This is a genomic window from Phormidesmis sp. 146-12 (assembly GCF_052939495.1).
Genome location: NZ_JBJPHS010000003.1, coordinates 64,301 through 80,721 on the forward strand (window position 1 = coordinate 64,301; position 16,421 = coordinate 80,721).

11 protein-coding genes are annotated in these 16,421 nt (G+C 50.6%); 3 read left to right on the forward strand and 8 right to left on the reverse strand.

Features of this window, described 5'->3' with window-relative positions:
* The first annotated feature begins 26 nt into the window (after positions 1 to 26).
* The gene (gene ftsH / locus ACKFKF_RS02305) at positions 27 to 1,889 is read left to right on the forward strand and encodes an ATP-dependent zinc metalloprotease FtsH (protein WP_446866285.1); all 1,863 of its coding nucleotides are present in this window, start codon (positions 27 to 29) and stop codon (positions 1,887 to 1,889) included.
* Between the two features lie 259 nt (positions 1,890 to 2,148).
* Here the strand turns inward: ftsH and ACKFKF_RS02310 are convergent, their stop codons facing one another.
* The 7 genes from ACKFKF_RS02310 to ACKFKF_RS02340 form a co-directional block, all read right to left on the reverse strand.
* Positions 2,149 to 2,802 carry a M23 family metallopeptidase gene (locus ACKFKF_RS02310; protein WP_446866197.1) on the reverse strand — a complete coding sequence of 218 codons (654 nt, stop codon included), beginning with the start codon at positions 2,800 to 2,802 and terminating at the stop codon, positions 2,149 to 2,151.
* 338 nt (positions 2,803 to 3,140) lie between these two features.
* Entirely contained in the window at positions 3,141 to 3,815 is a 675-nt protein-coding gene (gene sfsA, locus ACKFKF_RS02315; protein WP_446866198.1) for a DNA/RNA nuclease SfsA, read from the reverse strand.
* Between the two features lie 92 nt (positions 3,816 to 3,907).
* Positions 3,908 to 5,008: a Gfo/Idh/MocA family protein gene (locus ACKFKF_RS02320; RefSeq protein WP_446866200.1), complete on the reverse strand. Its 1,101-nt coding sequence runs from the start codon at positions 5,006 to 5,008 to the stop codon at positions 3,908 to 3,910.
* Positions 5,009 to 5,141: 133 nt separating this feature from the next.
* Complete coding sequence (locus ACKFKF_RS02325) at positions 5,142 to 5,585, reverse strand: DUF4870 domain-containing protein (RefSeq protein WP_446866201.1); 444 nt, start codon at positions 5,583 to 5,585, stop codon at positions 5,142 to 5,144.
* Between the two features lies 1 nt (position 5,586).
* Positions 5,587 to 7,011 (reverse strand): response regulator, encoded by a 1,425-nt coding sequence (locus ACKFKF_RS02330; RefSeq protein ID WP_446866202.1) that lies wholly within the window; start codon positions 7,009 to 7,011, stop codon positions 5,587 to 5,589.
* Positions 7,008 to 10,121, reverse strand: coding sequence for an ATP-binding protein (locus ACKFKF_RS02335; RefSeq protein WP_446866203.1), 3,114 nt, complete (start codon positions 10,119 to 10,121; stop codon positions 7,008 to 7,010). Before ACKFKF_RS02335 ends, ACKFKF_RS02330 begins: the two co-directional genes overlap by 4 nt.
* Before the next feature lie 86 nt (positions 10,122 to 10,207).
* Complete coding sequence (locus ACKFKF_RS02340; protein ID WP_446866204.1) at positions 10,208 to 11,566, reverse strand: ATP-binding protein; 1,359 nt, start codon at positions 11,564 to 11,566, stop codon at positions 10,208 to 10,210.
* A 306-nt stretch (positions 11,567 to 11,872) separates the two neighbouring features.
* Between ACKFKF_RS02340 and ACKFKF_RS02345 the strand changes: the two genes are divergently transcribed.
* Positions 11,873 to 12,964 (forward strand): phosphotransacetylase family protein, encoded by a 1,092-nt coding sequence (locus ACKFKF_RS02345; protein WP_446866205.1) that lies wholly within the window; start codon positions 11,873 to 11,875, stop codon positions 12,962 to 12,964.
* A 303-nt stretch (positions 12,965 to 13,267) separates the two neighbouring features.
* Here ACKFKF_RS02345 and ACKFKF_RS02350 read toward each other — a convergent pair whose 3' ends face one another.
* Positions 13,268 to 14,434, reverse strand: a complete 1,167-nt coding sequence (locus ACKFKF_RS02350) for a cysteine desulfurase family protein (RefSeq protein ID WP_446866207.1) — start codon at positions 14,432 to 14,434, stop codon at positions 13,268 to 13,270.
* A 164-nt stretch (positions 14,435 to 14,598) separates the two neighbouring features.
* On the opposite strand from ACKFKF_RS02350, the gene ACKFKF_RS02355 reads away from it, so the two are divergent.
* Entirely contained in the window at positions 14,599 to 16,365 is a 1,767-nt protein-coding gene (locus tag ACKFKF_RS02355) for a phospholipase D-like domain-containing protein (protein ID WP_446866208.1), read from the forward strand.
* The last annotated feature ends 56 nt before the right edge of the window (positions 16,366 to 16,421 follow it).

Consider the following 16,421-nt stretch of genomic DNA (forward strand, 5'->3'; position numbering starts at 1 on the left):
TTCGGAGAAGCTCATCCGTCACGCGCATGGTGATGATTGGCTTTATTGTGGCACAGAGCATCATCGGCAATCCGGCGATCGCTCAAAACCGGGAGTCGCTGACCTATAGCCAACTGCTACAAAAAATTGATGCTGGAGAAGTGGCCAAGGTCGAACTAGACGAAGCGCAACGGGTCGCCAGAGTCCAGCTAGACAAACAAAAGAAAAATGAGCCAATGATCGAAGTGCCGCTGCTCGATCGCAACCCCGAATTGATTGAACGGCTCAAGGCAAACAAGGTGAGCTTTGATTCTCAGCCAACGGCAGATAATAGCGTCGTCATGGGGCTGGTCGCCAACCTGCTGTTGTTTGTGCTGTTGATTGCGGGGCTGTTGCTGATTTTGCGACGGTCTACCAATGCGCCCGGTGGCCCAGGGCAAGCGATGAGTTTTGGCAAGTCTCGCGCTCGGTTTCAGATGGAAGCCAAAACAGGCGTGATGTTTGATGACGTGGCGGGCATTGAGGAAGCGAAAGAAGAACTGCAAGAAGTCGTCACTTTTCTCAAAAAGCCAGAACGCTTTACGGCTGTCGGTGCGCGGATTCCCAAGGGCGTTTTGCTGATTGGGCCGCCTGGAACGGGGAAAACACTGCTGGCAAAAGCGATCGCGGGTGAGGCTGGCGTGCCTTTCTTCTCGATCTCTGGATCTGAATTTGTGGAAATGTTTGTCGGTGTCGGAGCTTCTCGCGTCCGTGACTTGTTCAAAAAAGCCAAAGAAAACGCTCCCTGTATCATCTTTATTGATGAAATCGACGCAGTAGGACGGCAGCGCGGCACTGGAATTGGCGGCGGTAACGACGAGCGAGAACAAACCCTCAACCAGTTGCTGACTGAGATGGACGGCTTTGAGGGCAATACAGGAATCATCATCATTGCTGCGACCAACCGACCGGATGTGTTAGATTCTGCCTTGTTGCGTCCGGGACGCTTCGATCGTCAAGTCACGGTCGATCTGCCCAGCTTCAAGGGTCGGTTGCGAATTTTAGAAGTCCACGCTCGCAACAAAAAACTGGCTCCCGAAGTTTCTCTAGAAGCCGTAGCCCGTCGGACTCCTGGCTTTTCGGGGGCCGAGCTTGCCAACCTGCTCAACGAAGCGGCCATTCTCACGGCCCGTCGCCGCAAAGATGCCGTCACTCCGCTCGAAATAGATGACGCGATCGACCGTCTCACCATTGGTCTGACCCTAACGCCGCTGCTCGACAGCAAGAAAAAGCGCCTGATTGCCTACCACGAAGTTGGTCACGCCTTACTGATGACTGTTCTCAAAACTTCTGGACTCAACAAAGTCACCATCATTCCGCGCTCTGGGGGGATTGGCGGCTTTGCTCAACCTGCGATCGACGAAGACATGATTGATAGTGGGCTTTATAGTCGGGCGTGGATGCTGGATCGGCTGACGATCGCGATGGGAGGTCGGGCCGCCGAAGAAGAAGTGTTTGGCGAATCAGAGGTGACGGTTGGAGCCAGCGGCGATTTGCGCTACATTGCAGACTTAGCGCGAGAAATGGTGACTCGTTACGGCATGTCTGACCTGGGATTAGTCGCCCTCGAAGGCGGTGGTAACAACGAAGTCTTTTTGGGTCGCGGCTTTACCCCACGCAATGAATATTCTGAAGATGTCGCCGTTCAGATCGATCACCAGGTGCGCGAAATCGCCGTCCGCTGTCATGCCGAAGCCCGCCGCATTATCAGAGAAAATCGTCCTCTGGTCGATCGCCTGGTCGATCTGCTGCTAGAACAAGAGACGATCGACGGTGAAGAGTTTCTCAAGATTGTGGCAGACTACCGCGAAACTCCACAGCCAGCGATGTCTGGAGTCAAAGATTCTGTTGCCATTGCTAAAGACTCTTAAGGGAGCGGTACTAAAGCTAAATGCAGAAAAAGTTCCTCCGTAGCCCAAGATTTAGGGTAGACACGGAGGAACTTTTATTATTGAGATTATTTAGTCTAATGTGAATTCAGTGAAATCTTGCGCTGCGGTTATCAATCCAACCCGCCCCTGAATTTCCTATCACTGAGGGACAAGGGCAAAATATCACAGCGGAAAAAGCTTCATCGAATTGACTAACCCGAATTAACTACCCAATGAACACCCTAAATATTCTGTTTCTCTAGTTGGCAGGTCTACTAGACACCGATCGTCCACCTGATTGTTCTGCGTACATGGCTCTCAGCACCAAGGCAGGGTCAACCCATTGTCTGGAATACTTGAGACCCCAATGAAGGTGTGGGCCGGTTGTGCGACCTGTCATGCCGACGCGACCAATTCGGGCACCTGCGGGGATGGCTTGACCTTCGTAGATTTGCAGACCACCGGAGCGATCGCTCAAATATTGCCCGTTTCCATCTTTCTCGACGTGACCTTGCATGTGACAGTAGACGTGTTCCCAGTTGCCCGACTCGATCACAATAGACGTGCCACAAGCGGAGTGATCAGACACTTCAACAACTCGACCCGTCCACCAACTGCGAATGTAGCTGCCTTCGGGAGCCGCCATATCTAGCCCTCGGTGAAATTCCTGATTGTAGGAGCCATCGGGCGATTGACGGTAGCCAAAAGGAGAGGTGTAGCCCTGAAAGTTTTCGACTGGGAAGGAAGCCCCTTGCCAAGTGCCCGTTGCGATCTCGGTTGAGCCTGGCTCTACGGCTGCGACAGTCTGACTCAAGCTAACGGTAATCGCGGTTGCAATACCGAGTGTGATGATGAGCAGTCGCTTTACAAAGGTAGAGCTAGCCAGAGTCCGCAACGATTTGAGGTGATTCATTCCTTCACTCCTCGACATAGATTTTTCAGGAGAAAACGGGTGAATTTCTGTAAATGCACAAGAAGTAGGAGTTGTGAACGACAGAATTTCTTTGGACAAATGCTAAGGCTCATTTAAGCACAAAAGTCCTGTGTGAGCCGGAAATTTTCCTGACTCAACATTCTCTCAATGCTCGTTAGAACACGGTTGCTTTGCAGAATCTTCATATAAGAACAATTAAGAACGATCGCTTTCTCCGTCTAAACCACGAGCTTCGCCAATCCCAGGTAGCTAAGTCCCTCAGTAGTTACCTCAAATCGACAGGGCAGCACTTCTAAACCGAGGGCGATCTCTTCGAGTTACCCGCAAGGGGTCGCTTCGCGCAATAATTGACCATACAGCGGATCGGCTGTGTCTCCGGGCGAAAATTGGTCACAGTCGCCTCGATTGATAAAGTAGAGCATCACGGCTCGGTGTTGAGGTAGCAGGGCAGCCAGTTCGCGCAGGTGTTTTTGTCCACGGGTGGTCACGGTGTCTGGAAAGAGGGCGACTCCTTGCAAATCTCTCGCAGCGATCGTCTGGTTTGTCCAGGTCGTGTTTTTGACTTCGAGGTAGAGAGGGCGCTCTAATTCGCCGCCTGTGAGCCTGAAATCGATGCGGCTTTTTTCTTGACCGTAGGGGACTTCGGAGGCGATCGTGCTGTACTTTCCCAATTCAGGAAACAAATATTTCTCTAGCGCCAGTTTGATGACTCGATTGGGGAGGGCGGTGTTGATGCCTGTCCAGACGGGGGAGCCATTGTCGCTGACGGCGATCGTTTCCCAGGTATAAGCCAGTTTTCGAGTGGGGTTGTCGCTGCGAGACACTTGGACGGGGTTACCGGGAATACACACACCCGTCATTGGGCCGGTATTGGGACAGTGGGCGGTAATCACTTCGCCCGAAGCTAACTCAATGTCGGCAAAAAATCGCTTGTAGCGTTTGAGCAAGATGCCAGGGTAGAGAGGGGGATATTTGTAAATCAGGTCGGGCATTGCAGGGGATGAGGTGTGGATTCTGGACGTTAGATTCTGGACTTTGGACTTCAGACGGGAATGCAGCTTAACGCTTCTGTCTTCTGTGAAAGTTAGCGATCGGGTACATTCACCCAAGTTCCGGTTTCGTTGGATTCGTGGCACAGATCCATGAGTTGCTGTGAGGCGATGCCTTCTTGTAGAGAGGGGGAGAGGGATTCGTGGCGATCGATGCCTCGTACAAACTGATCGACGACTCGAATGAAGGGGGCAATTCTGCCGTCTGCGTAAACTTGGGAAAAAGCCAGCCGTTTGGGAATTTCTAATTCTGACAAGGCTTCGCCCGTTTGACTGCCCCAAAGTTTGAAGCCGTGAACGTAGTCTTTTGGGTTGTCGCTGCCGAGAATTAGAGTGCCTCGATCGCCGTAGACTTCGACCCAGTGGCCCCGTCCTTGATAGGTGGCGGCACTTAGACAAAATTGGCAGGGCGTGCTATCGGCCAGTTCGAGCATGATGGTGCCTACGTCATCGGCATCGACGGGTTTTAACACGCCAGTTTGCGGATCGGGGCGTTGGGGAATGGTGACGTGTAAGCGGGCGGACAATCGATCGACGGAGCCAAACAGCCAGTTAATGTAATCGAACGCATGGGAACCGATCGCGCCCAGTGCTCCGCCGCCTTGCTCTTTGCGAGCATACCAGTTCCACGGACGGGAGGCATCGGCTCGACTCGATACGAGCCAGTCAATTTTGATCAAGCGTTTTTGCCCGACGTAGTTTTCTGAAAGCAATTCGGCTAGTCGCTGCCACGCGGGGACAAAGCGAAACTCAAAGTTCATCGTGGTCACAACACCTTGCTGGAGCGCCAGAGTTTGTAGCTGTTTGGCTTCTGAAACGCAGAGGGCTGTGGGTTTTTCTAAAAGCAAATGTTTTCTAGCATTCAGCACTGTTTTGGCCATCTCAAAGTGTAAGAACGGCGGCGTTGAAATGCTGACAGCGTGGACATTTGGCAGGGAGACGATTTCTTCTACAGTCGTGCAGGCGTGAGGAATATTGTGAGTTTTGGCAATCTCTTGAGCTTTCTGCAAATCGCGATGATAGACAGCGACAATTTCTGTGCGCGGATGTTCTTGAAAGCCGGGAATATGAACTTTTTGACCGAAGCCCGTACCCACGATCGCTACACCAATTGGAGACTGTGAAGAAAAAACCATAAGAAAAAAGCTTGAGGTTAGGGTTTAATATCAGGGGACTTTAGACAGGAGACGTTAGACAAGAGACGGAGCAGCATTTAAAGTCTTCGGTCTTTGTCCAATGTCCAATGTCCAACGTCCAATGTCCAACGTCCTATTGCAAAAATCGCAGCGTGAATGGATATCGATAAGACTGACCATTGTAGGCTTTGACCGCAGCTAAAACAATCACCGCGATTTGAAAGAATCCGAACAACGCGACTATAGAGATGAGCAGCACCAATAGCCAGTTAAAAACAGTCCATATAGAATTACTAGAACTCGGCGAAGTCAATATAATTCCACAGGTCATTAAAAATAGAAAAATGAATAGAATGCCAATAGAAATTGTATAGATAGCCATTGAAATCTGAAAGTTGAGCGACTCTCTCCCTTGATCATCGACAAAAGGATGCTGGTCACGACCGCCCATCCAGACTAGATAAGGCACAATCAAACTGACGAAAGGAATCAACACACAATTACACGGGGCACAAACGATCGCTGACAAGTGACAAGCCATTCCCCATAGACGAACTGATCGAGGCAATTGATACATATTAAACAGAAGCCTCTCCTCGAATCGGTATGGATACCGTAAAAATTGTCTGACCCGGATGGCTGTCTACTTCTAACGTTCCTTCGTGTTTTTCGATAATCTTTTTGACAATACTTAATCCCAGTCCGTTGCCTTCGCCTCTCGGTTTGGTGGTAAAAAAGGGTTCAAATAGTCTGTTTTGTATGTCCAAAGGAATCCCCGGCCCGTTGTCGCAGATGCTTACTTTGAGTTCACGATCGCACACACCAACCGATATCACCAGTGTTCCTCGATAGTTCATCGCTTGCAGCGCGTTTTGAATCAAATTCGTCCAGACTTGGTTAAGTTCATCGGGGTAACAGAGAATTGGCGGCAAATCGGCATAGTGACGAATCACCTCAACTCCAGTTTTGATTTGGCTGTGATAGAGCGTCAGAGCGGTTTCGATGCCTTCAAGAATGTCTGCTTCGACAAGATAACTTTGTGACTGCTGATGAGCGTAACTTTTGAGCGCAATCACTACTTTGGCGGCTCGATCGCTAGCACTTACCAGAGTGCGAATGCTTCTTTGTAAACAGGTTAGTCGATCGGCGACATTCAAAATTTCTGGGCTGTGAGCGTCTTGTAGCAGTTCTAGAAATCTAGGTAGCGGGGTGTAAAGTCCCATGTCAGTCAGTGTGTCAGCAATCACGTCAGCGTTGTCAATATTGTGAGTTTGTAATTGCTCGATCAGCGATCGCTTACATTGACGTTTTTCTCGCGTCGATAGGGGAGCGTTGACTTCTGATGATTGGGCAATTAGAGCAAAAAAGTCTTGCTGTCGCTCTGGGCAAAGGGTTTGTAGAAATTGTGGCAGTTCTGGTAGATCTTGTTTGAGAACATGGGTCATATTGTCGGCTGACGATCGAATCGCTCCCAAAGGCGTGTTTAATTCGTGAGCAACACCTGCAACCAATTGACCCAAAGCGGCCATCTTTTCGGACTGAATTAACTGGGCCTGTGTAGACCGTAATTCTTCTAGTGTTTCTGCTAAGTCTTGATTTTTTTGTTGTAGGTTAGATTGGAGCGATCGCAGTGCCAAATGAGTGCGAATTCTTGCGATCACTTCTTCGACTTGAAACGGCTTTGTGATGTAATCAACTCCACCCACCGAGAAGGCTTTGACTTTATCAAATACATCCGTCAACGCACTCAAAAAAATAACCGGAATCTCACGAGTCCGATCGCTCTGCTTTAATCGCCGACACACTTCGTATCCGTCCATGTCGGGCATATTGATGTCGAGCAAAATTAGATCAGGCGGAAACCCATGAGCCGCCGTCAGAGCTAGCTTTCCACTGGTGACAGGACGCACTTTATACCCTTGCTGAGTCAACAGTCCAACTAAGAGACGCAGGTTATCAGGGGTGTCATCAACGACCAAAAGATTGGGAAGAGAATCAGTCATGGAATCACTCCTAATACCTGCTCATAATCAAATCGGTCAATACAAGCTTGAATGGCAAAGGCTAAGTCAGGATTCTGCGTTTTGATCTGGTCGATCGCTCTTGCAGCTAACTCTAAGTCAACGTTTAACAAAGCTTGTTTGAGATCCAAAATCCATTCTGACGGAAGTAGACTAAAACTCTCGATCGTCAACACTTCTTGGATGGAGTGATAAACCTGATCAGAAACGGTATCTGCATAGATATATTCCACACCGAGATGTTTTTGCATGATGGCGAAGATGTCAGATTCTCGAAAGGGTTTGCGAACGAAATCATCACATCCCGCCGAAAGGATCACCGATCGCTCTTCTTCTAACACGCTGGCCGTGAGTGCAATGATGGCGATCGCTTGTCCTTGGGTGGTTGATTTGATCTGTCTGGTGGCTTCATAGCCGTCTAAAATTGGCATTCGCATATCCATCCAGATCAGGTGGGGTTCCCATTGGTGAGAGAGGGCGATCGCGGCTTGTCCATCGCTGGCTTCTCTGACCTCAAACCCCAGGGGAACTAGCAGTTTGACCAATAGCCGACGGTTGATCACTGCATCATCTACCACCAGAATTCGGTATAACGGTTGATTAGCTTGAAGGGCGACGACTCGCTGCGGCGGCTGTTGTGATTTGACCTGGGCCGCTTCCACCACAGAGACAGGAATGTGAAACGCAAAGCAGGTGCCCTTGTTGACCTCAGACTGTACGGTGATCTCGCCGCCCATTAGCTGCACAAATTTTTGGCTAATAGACAGTCCTAATCCGGTGCCTTCTCTCGCCGCTTTGCCAATTTCGGTCTGGACAAAGGCCTGAAAGATGGTGTCGAGTTCGATAGGAGGAATGCCCGCCCCGGTGTCTTTGACCTCGAAGGAGAGTGAGGCGTGAGGCGTGAGGCGTGAGCAGTGAAGAGGTGAGCTAACGCTTAGGGTGATGGTGCCGTGGGTGGTGAATTTGATGGCGTTGCTGAGGAGGTTGATGAGGATTTGGCGGAGTTTGGTTTGGTCAGCTCGGAGAAAGCGGGGAGTGTTGGGGGCACGATCGACGACCATCCGCAGATTTTTTTGCACGGCTCGTAGATGAAACATGGCGCTCAGATCGTCTAAAAAGTAGTCGAGATCAAAGTCGGTGGGGGTGAGGGTGGTTTGTCCGGCTTCGATTTTGGAGAGGTCGAGGACGCTGTTGATTAACGCCAACAAATGTTCGCCGCTGCGGGTGATGATGTCTAGATTTTCTAGCTCGTCGGGCGATCGAGTACTGCGCTGCATCAGTTGGGCAAATCCTAAAATGGCGTTGAGGGGCGATCGCAGTTCGTGACTCATGTTGGCCAAAAATTCGCTTTTGGCTCGACTCGCGGCATCGGCGGTCAGTTTTGCCTGTTTGAGTTCTTGTTCGGCAAGCTTGCGATCGGTGACATTACGCGCCACCCAGACGACAGAGTTTTCGTCAATGGGAGAAATGCTGGCATCTGACCAAATTTCTTGCCCGTTGATGGTCAGTTTGTACTCGACATCCAGCGTCGTTTGTGTCTCCAGGGTTTGCAGAATGTAGCCCGAAAAGCGATCGGCAATCTCAGACGGAAAGATCTCATGCAGCGCTTTGCCTAGCCGAATTCCTGACGGGCGATACATCAGCGTTTTGCGACCCGTTGAGGGAATTTTGAGATGGCGGCCGTGGCGATCGTATACAAAAATCAATTGATCCATCGCCTTAAACAACGCCTGCATTTCAGCATTGGACTGGTTAGCGATTTCCTCAGCTTGCTGGCGTTCCTGGACTTCTTTTTCTAAGGCTTGTGTGCGATCGTAGACTTTCTGTTCGAGCGATCGGGCGTAGTCTTCTAGCCGTAACCGAGATTGTTGAATCTCACCGCTCATGTGGTTAAAAGAAGTGGCCAGCACGTTGAGTTCTTGAATGCCGCCAATTTTGATCGGTTTGTCAAATTCACCCTGAGCAATTTTTTGGCTCGACGCAACCAATCTGAGAATGGGACGAGTCAGCGATCGCGCCGCCAAAATTCCCAACCCGATCGCAATGCCCAACGCAATCAAACAGAGCCAGAGCGTTTTCTGAGTATTGGCGTTGATGGTTGCCATAAAATCAGACTCCGGCACGACGACGACAATCAGCCAATCTAAGCCAAAGCGATCGGCAAACGGAGCAACCTTCACCAATTGACGCTGATCATCAAGCCGAAAACTGAGTTGTTGACTGCTATCGATGTCCGCCACGGTGCCAAACTGTTGTTGCAAATGTTGAGCCGTCGATCGAATCAAGCGATCGTCACTTTCAGAAGCAGCCAGTCGTTTTTTTTGCCCATCCAGCAGCGTTTGACGATCAGCCGAACTCGCCACCAATGCGCCAGATCTTTCTATGACAAAGGTTTTGCCCGTTCGCCCTACTTCCAGTCGCTTGAGAAACTCGCCCACATGCGACAACACAAAGTCAGTGCCAATCACACCGCGCAGTTTGCCTGATTTATACAGCGGTTGAGCCAGCGTAATTTTGGGTCGTTGTTCTGCAAAATCAAGATAAATCGGACTCCAGATCGGCTGTTTTGCAGTGACTGCGGCTTGATACCAGGGGCGCTGGCGCGGGTCGTAGGGCTTCTTGGTCGCCAGCAGCGTTGTAGGATTGCCCTCAGCATCGATCGCATAGCTTTGAAATCGACGATTTGTAGAGCGATCCGATCGTCCCACTTCCCAATTGCCGTTCGACTGAAATCCTAATCCCACAAAATCGCCTTGAGTGCTGCCAAAATACAGGGCCGAGACACTCATCGAGTCAAACAAAAACCGTTGCTTCCAAAACGATCGAGTCAGACTGCTGACATCTTGCGGATCGGCTTGCCCCAGCGCGATCGTGTCCGTGTTTAACTGATTAATCACCCGTGGCGTTTCCAAATGGTGAGTCAGTTGTTGAGTAATGCGATCGCTGACGTTATCCATCAACTGATGCGCCAAATCATCGATCGCCCGCTGCCCATTGCGAAACGAAAAATATCCCACTGCCCCCACCGCCCCCACCATCTGAATCACCAGCGGCACCACGATCGCAACCTGAAGCGAAATTTTAGAACTCATAGGGCAAATAAGAACCTAAAGCAAAACGCCCAACTCAACCCTTCTCATCCCTCATCCCTCATCCCTCATCCCTCATCCCTCATCCCTCATCCCTCATCCCTCACGCCCAGCGGAACAAAGTTCTCCCCCATCCCTGCCCCGATCGGCAACGTAAACCAAAACGTCGCTCCCTGATCAATCTGGCTGCTCACCCCAATTTGTCCCCCGTGGGCCGTGATAATCTGCCGACAAAGATATAGCCCCAACCCCAGACCTAGCGATCGACGAGACCGATTTTCTGGAGACCGATTGCCCTGCACATAGCGATCAAACAGCCCGTCACAGTCCGCTTTGGTCATGCCAATTCCATCATCTTGAATCGTACAGCGCACTTCCAAAGGCTCTAGTTCGATATTCAGCGTCAGACAGATGCCAGGGGGATTGTGTTTGATCGCGTTGACAATCAGATTTTCGTAGACGCGCCTGAGTTGGGTTGGGTCAGCCTGGACTAGCGGAATTTTGACCTGACAGCGATCAACCAGCGTTGCCCCATGTTCACTGATCCAGGGTTCGAGTTCTTGAACGATCGCAGATACCAGTTTTTTTAAGTCGATCGACTGACGGTGCAGGCTCAGTCCCACTAGGTCGCTGGAATGGGCTTCTAATAGAGAATCGAGCATTTGTAGCTGGCGATCGCTACTCTCAGTCATCCGATTCAAGACAGGCCGCGGGAGTGGAAGGACTTCTCCAGGCTTAGTTTGCAGCTTTTTTAACACCAACAACATCCCCATCAGCGGCGTTCTCAAATCGTGAGAAACTGCATAGAGAAAATCTTCCTTGACCTGACTGAGCGTTTCTAACTCCTGCATTTTTTGCTGAAGTTGCAGCGTGCGTTCCTGAACTTGATGTTCTAAATTAACGTTGAGTTGTTCGACTTTTTGGTAAAGCTGCGTCAGTTCTGTGTGCGCGTGTTGTAGCTGAAGAGACTGCATCTCTAGTTTGCGATCTTTGAGATAGCTTTGAATCGCCTCCAACACAACCATATTCAAATCTTCGGGCTGCCACGGCTTGCTGATATATCGATAGAGCTTGGCTTCTCGAATCGTTTTGCTCACGGCTTCTAGATCCGCTTGTCCGCTAATCATGATATTCAACGTCTTAGGTGAACATTCATGAACCCGCTTGAGCAATTCATCTCCTTTGAGACCGGGCATAATGTAGTCCGCCAAAACCAGAGCCACTTCACATTTGTCTCGCTGAAGGTCATCAAATAGCTCTAGCGCTTCCTCACCCCCTTCTGCGGTCTCGACGAGACAATCTTTGCCTAATAGCTGCTTTAACTCGATCTTGAGACTTTCCAAAATCGTCGAATCGTCATCTACACAAATGACAACGGGTTTGCTCATGGCGGGATTAATCCAGTTGCAGAAGTTTAGCGATCGTTGTGAGCGGTCAAAGGCAACCATTTTTGAGTGAAGCGTGATCCAAAAACTGCCTTGATATTGATCGGATTTTTGATCGGATTTTCTGGGTTAATTATCTCGCACTTCTTAGAATCCTACCGATCTGTATTGTGACCAATCGCACGATGACTGCTTCACAAACGTTCGATCGCTGAAATTAAACTGCGTTGTGACTATTTTTTACCGCTAGAGGTATCTACATCCCCCTAGAATAGTAACCAGGTCAGACACTCAACAGCAGAAACGCGCAATTTGCAGTTTCTTGACCTAGACAATCGCCCAAATCAAGCACTTAACCGGAGTGAGGACGTGCCCAAGTCCCCAAAGTATCTGTTGATTGGATCGCTCGAAGCCTATAGCGGCAAGTCGGCGACCATTTTAGGAATCGCTCATCAACTCAAAGCCAAAGGGTTAGATATTGCCTATGGTAAGCCTCTAGCAGGCGGCTGGGGTCAATCTCAGATGGATGACAATGATGGAGACATGCAGTTTGTCGCCCAGACGTTAGGGCTTGCAGACGATCGCCTTCAATCAACGCTGCTGACTTTAGACAACGACACGGTGCAAAAGCGGCTTTTGGGAGAAGACACGACAGATTATCGTCAACAGCTTTTTGAACAAAGCCAACAGCAGAGCGGCGATCTCGTGATTCTCGAAGGGTCAGGAACGCTGGAGGAGGGCAAGCTGTTTGATTTGTCTCTACACCAGATTACACACACAATTCAAGCGTCGGTCTTGCTGGTGGCGCGGTTTCACTCGCTCTTGCTATTAGATGGGCTGATTGCCGCCAAAGAGCAGCTACAAAACCATCTGATCGGCGTGGTGATCAATGATGTGCCGTCTGACCAAGTTGAGACGATCGAGACGCTAGTCCGACCGTTTCTTGAAAAACACGACATCAAACTGTTTGGAATTTTGCCCAGCAGTAAGCTTCTTCGCAGTGTCAGCGTGGGTGAATTGGTCAAACAACTCAAAGCCGAGGTGTTGTGTCGTCCCGATCGCCTTGATCTAATGGTCGAAAGCCTGACGATCGGCGCAATGAATGTCAACTCTGCACTCAAATACTTTCGGGCGCGACAAAATATGGCGGTGGTCACGGGGGGCGATCGCACTGATTTGCAGCTTGCCGCTTTAGAAACCTCTACTCAATGTCTGATTCTAACGGGACACATTCCTCCCTCCAAAGCGATTATCAGTCGGGCTGAAGATCTAGAAATTCCCATTCTGTCTGTTGACCTCGATACCTTGACGACGGTGGAAATTGTCGATCGCGCCTTTGGTCAGGTTCGGTTACATGAGCCGATCAAATATCAGTACGTTTGCCAGATGATCAAAGAATATTTTGACTGCGATCGTCTGCTTGCAGAACTGGGGCTAGAACCCGCTGGAGCCATTAGTTAAGAAAAGATGGCGTTGCTGAATCAGGGGGTGTGCCCCAAAGCGGCGGGAACCCCAAGGTTCAAAGTCCCCCAAAATTGGGGGATTTAGGGGGCGAAAAGATGGACACTTCCCACAGATTCATCTCTCCAATCAGCAATGCCGAAAGGATTAATAAAACTGACGGATGCTGCTGGCTTCACAGGTTAAGACATTTTTCTAGTCTGCGAAGGCAGGCTTCGTTCTTGTAGGCGCGGTTTGAACCGCCAGCCAGAATGAGGAGTGGTCTAATTTTCGAGCCTGAGAATAACTTTCAGATTTAATGGCTCAAACTTTGGTTAAAACAGGCTCTGGAGACAGACGACAGAGAATCTGCTTGAGAACCATTGCTGTCCAGTCGATATCTTCTTCTGTGGTGTCGCGTCCAAACGTTAAGCGAATTCCTGATTTTGCTAAACGATCGCCGTATCCCATTGCTGTCAAAATCGGACTGGGAACCAGCTTGCCGCTATGACAGGCAGACCCCGCACTGATGCCGATTCCGGCTAAATTCATCTGGCGCACCAGCGTTTTGCCGCTGAGGATTTCTCCATCTGCGTACTCCAGACAAAAGCTGGCATGGTGAGGCAACCGATTCCAGCGATCGCCCGTCGGCACCAACCCCGCCACCTCTGACAACCGATCAAACAGCCGTTCTCGAAGTTGGATTAAGCGCGGAGTCTCGATCGCCATTTCTTCAGCCATCAATTCTGCTGCGAGACCAAACCCCGCAATTACAGGAAGCGCCTGAGTGCCCGATCGTACTTTTGATTCCTGACCGCCTCCACCCAACAGCGGCACCAATTCAACCCCCGGACGAATGTACAGCGCCCCGGCTCCCTGCGGCCCATAAAGCTTGTGGCTAGACAGTGACAGCAAATCGACGGGCAGCTTTTGCACATCCAACGGCAGCCGACCCGCCACTTGAACGGCATCGGTATGAAACAAAGCACCATGAGCGCGCACGATCTCACCTAGAGCAGCGATCGGCTGAATGGTTCCCACTTCGCTCTGACCGTAAATAACTGACACCAACACCGTATTCGGTTGCAGTGCCGCTTGAAGATCCTGCAAACGCACCTGTCCCGCTGCATTGACCGCAAGCCTTGTTACCTGCCAGCCCCACTGTTCGAGTAACCGGACTGGCTCAACGATCGCAGAATGCTCAACGCTGGAAATGATCACATGCTGCGGACTGGTGTACTGCTGGGCGACCCCCATAACCGCCAAGTTATCCGACTCAGTGCCCCCCGACGTAAAGACGATCGCCTCCGACGGAGCATTGACCAACCGCGCCACCTGGACTCTGGCCCGTTCTAGTAGAGTGGCGGCTCGCTGTCCCCAGGCGTGTAGGCTCGAAGGGTTGCCCCACTGCTCGGTGAGAACTTGCTGCATCAGGGCGATCGCTTCTGGTCGCGTCGGGGTGGTAGCACTGTAGTCGAGATAAATTTGCATACGATTCGGTCAGCGAGAAAATTGCGGACTGCCCTTTCTATTTTCAGCTTAGACGGCTCAAAGCGGGTGAAACCTGACAAAAGTCTCAACTTGGGAAGAAAGAGACGGAGATAGAGTAGCGCATTTGGGAATTCTACCGAGGCAAAGCTTTCTCTTAATCTGCGGTGCAACCTCTTCCTTTTCTCAAATTTACGCTGACTGGAACTGCGCTAGCGCTATGTTTAGCCGCCTGTCAGCAAGCCCAACCCCAGCCTTCTCGCCCCGCTTCGCTTCCTCAAGAAACCGCCGTTCAGGTTTATACCAACCACAACCCAGCGGCAGAGTATACGGAATCTTATCGCCAGCAGACTCGATCGGGCGACGACCTCGAACAGATCATAGTGGATGCGATCGCGTCTGCCCAGACCAGCGTTGATGTGGCCGTACAAGAATTTCGATTGCCCAAAATTGCTCAGGCGTTGAGCGATCGCCAAAAAGCAGGGGTCAAAGTGCGCGTCATTTTAGAAAACACTTATTCGCGTCCGTTTAGCAGCTTTACGCCTGACGAAATCGAGAAACTGGTCGAACGGGAGCGTGATCGCCTCAATGAATCTCGCAAACTGATCGATCAAGACGGCGACGGACAACTCAGCCCCACCGAAATCAATCAACGCGATGCCCTGGTGATGCTGGATAACGCCAAAATTCCTCGCATTGACGACACCGCTGACGGCTCCCGTGGTAGCCACTTGATGCACCATAAATTTGTGATTGTGGATGGGCGATCGCTGATTGTCACGTCGGCTAACTTCACATTGTCAGACGTTCATGGCGATCTCAAGTCCCCTAGCAGTCGAGGCAATGCTAACAATTTGCTCAAAATTGACAGTCCAGAATTAGCCGCGCTGTTTACCCAAGAATTTAACCTGATGTGGGGCGATGGGGCCGGAGGCAAACAAGACAGCCGTTTTGGGACGAAAAAACCTCATCGTCCTTCTCAACAGGTAAATGTGGGCGAGGTGACGATCGAGGTGCAGTTTTCCCCTTCCTCCGCCTCCATTCCCTGGACGCAAACGACCAACGGATTGATCGGCAAAGCCTTGAGTCAGGCAAAACAGTCGATCGACCTGGCGCTTTTTGTATTTTCTGATCAGCCGTTGGTCAATTTACTCGAACCTCAACATCAGCAAGGACGGCAAATTCGCGCCCTGATCGATCCTGGTTTTATCTACCGTTCCTATAGCGAAGGTCTGGATATGTTGGGCGTTGCTCTTAGTGACGACTGCAAATCTGAACCCAATAATCGTCCCTGGTCAGATCCGATCTCCACGGTTGGCATTCCTCGGCTTCCTCCGGGCGATCTGCTCCATCACAAATTTGGCATCGTCGATGGAGAAACCGTGATCACAGGCTCCCACAACTGGACAACTGCCGCTAATCAGGGCAATGATGAAACGCTGCTAGTCATTTCCAGTCCTTTGGTTGCTGCCCATTTTCAGCGAGAATTTGAGCGACTCTACGGGGATGCCGTGTTGGGTGTTCCGCCTGCCGTTCGTCGCAAGATCAAAGAACAGCGCCAAAAGTGTCCTCAACTTGCTGCTGCGCTTCCTCCACCAACTGCCTCTGTTCAAGACAAGGGACAAGACAAGGGACAAGACAAGGGACAAGACAAGGGACGATCTCTTCGAGTTAGCCGCAAGGGGTCGCTTCAAGCTACCCGCAAGGAATCCATTCCGACTCCCAAACCCTCGGCTTCTTCTGGTCAACAGGTCAACCTCAACACCGCCACACAAGCAGAACTTGAAGCCTTACCTGGAGTTGGGCCCGGACTTGCAACCCGCATCATCGCCGCTCGCCAACAAAAAGCCTTTTCTTCACTAGACGACCTCGATCGCGTCTCCGGAGTCGGCCCCAAACTGCTTGAGAAATTGCGCGATCGAGTCACCTTGTAACGTTGAGCTTTCTACCCTCTATCATCAGTCAAAACAAACTAAGGGACTTTGGGACT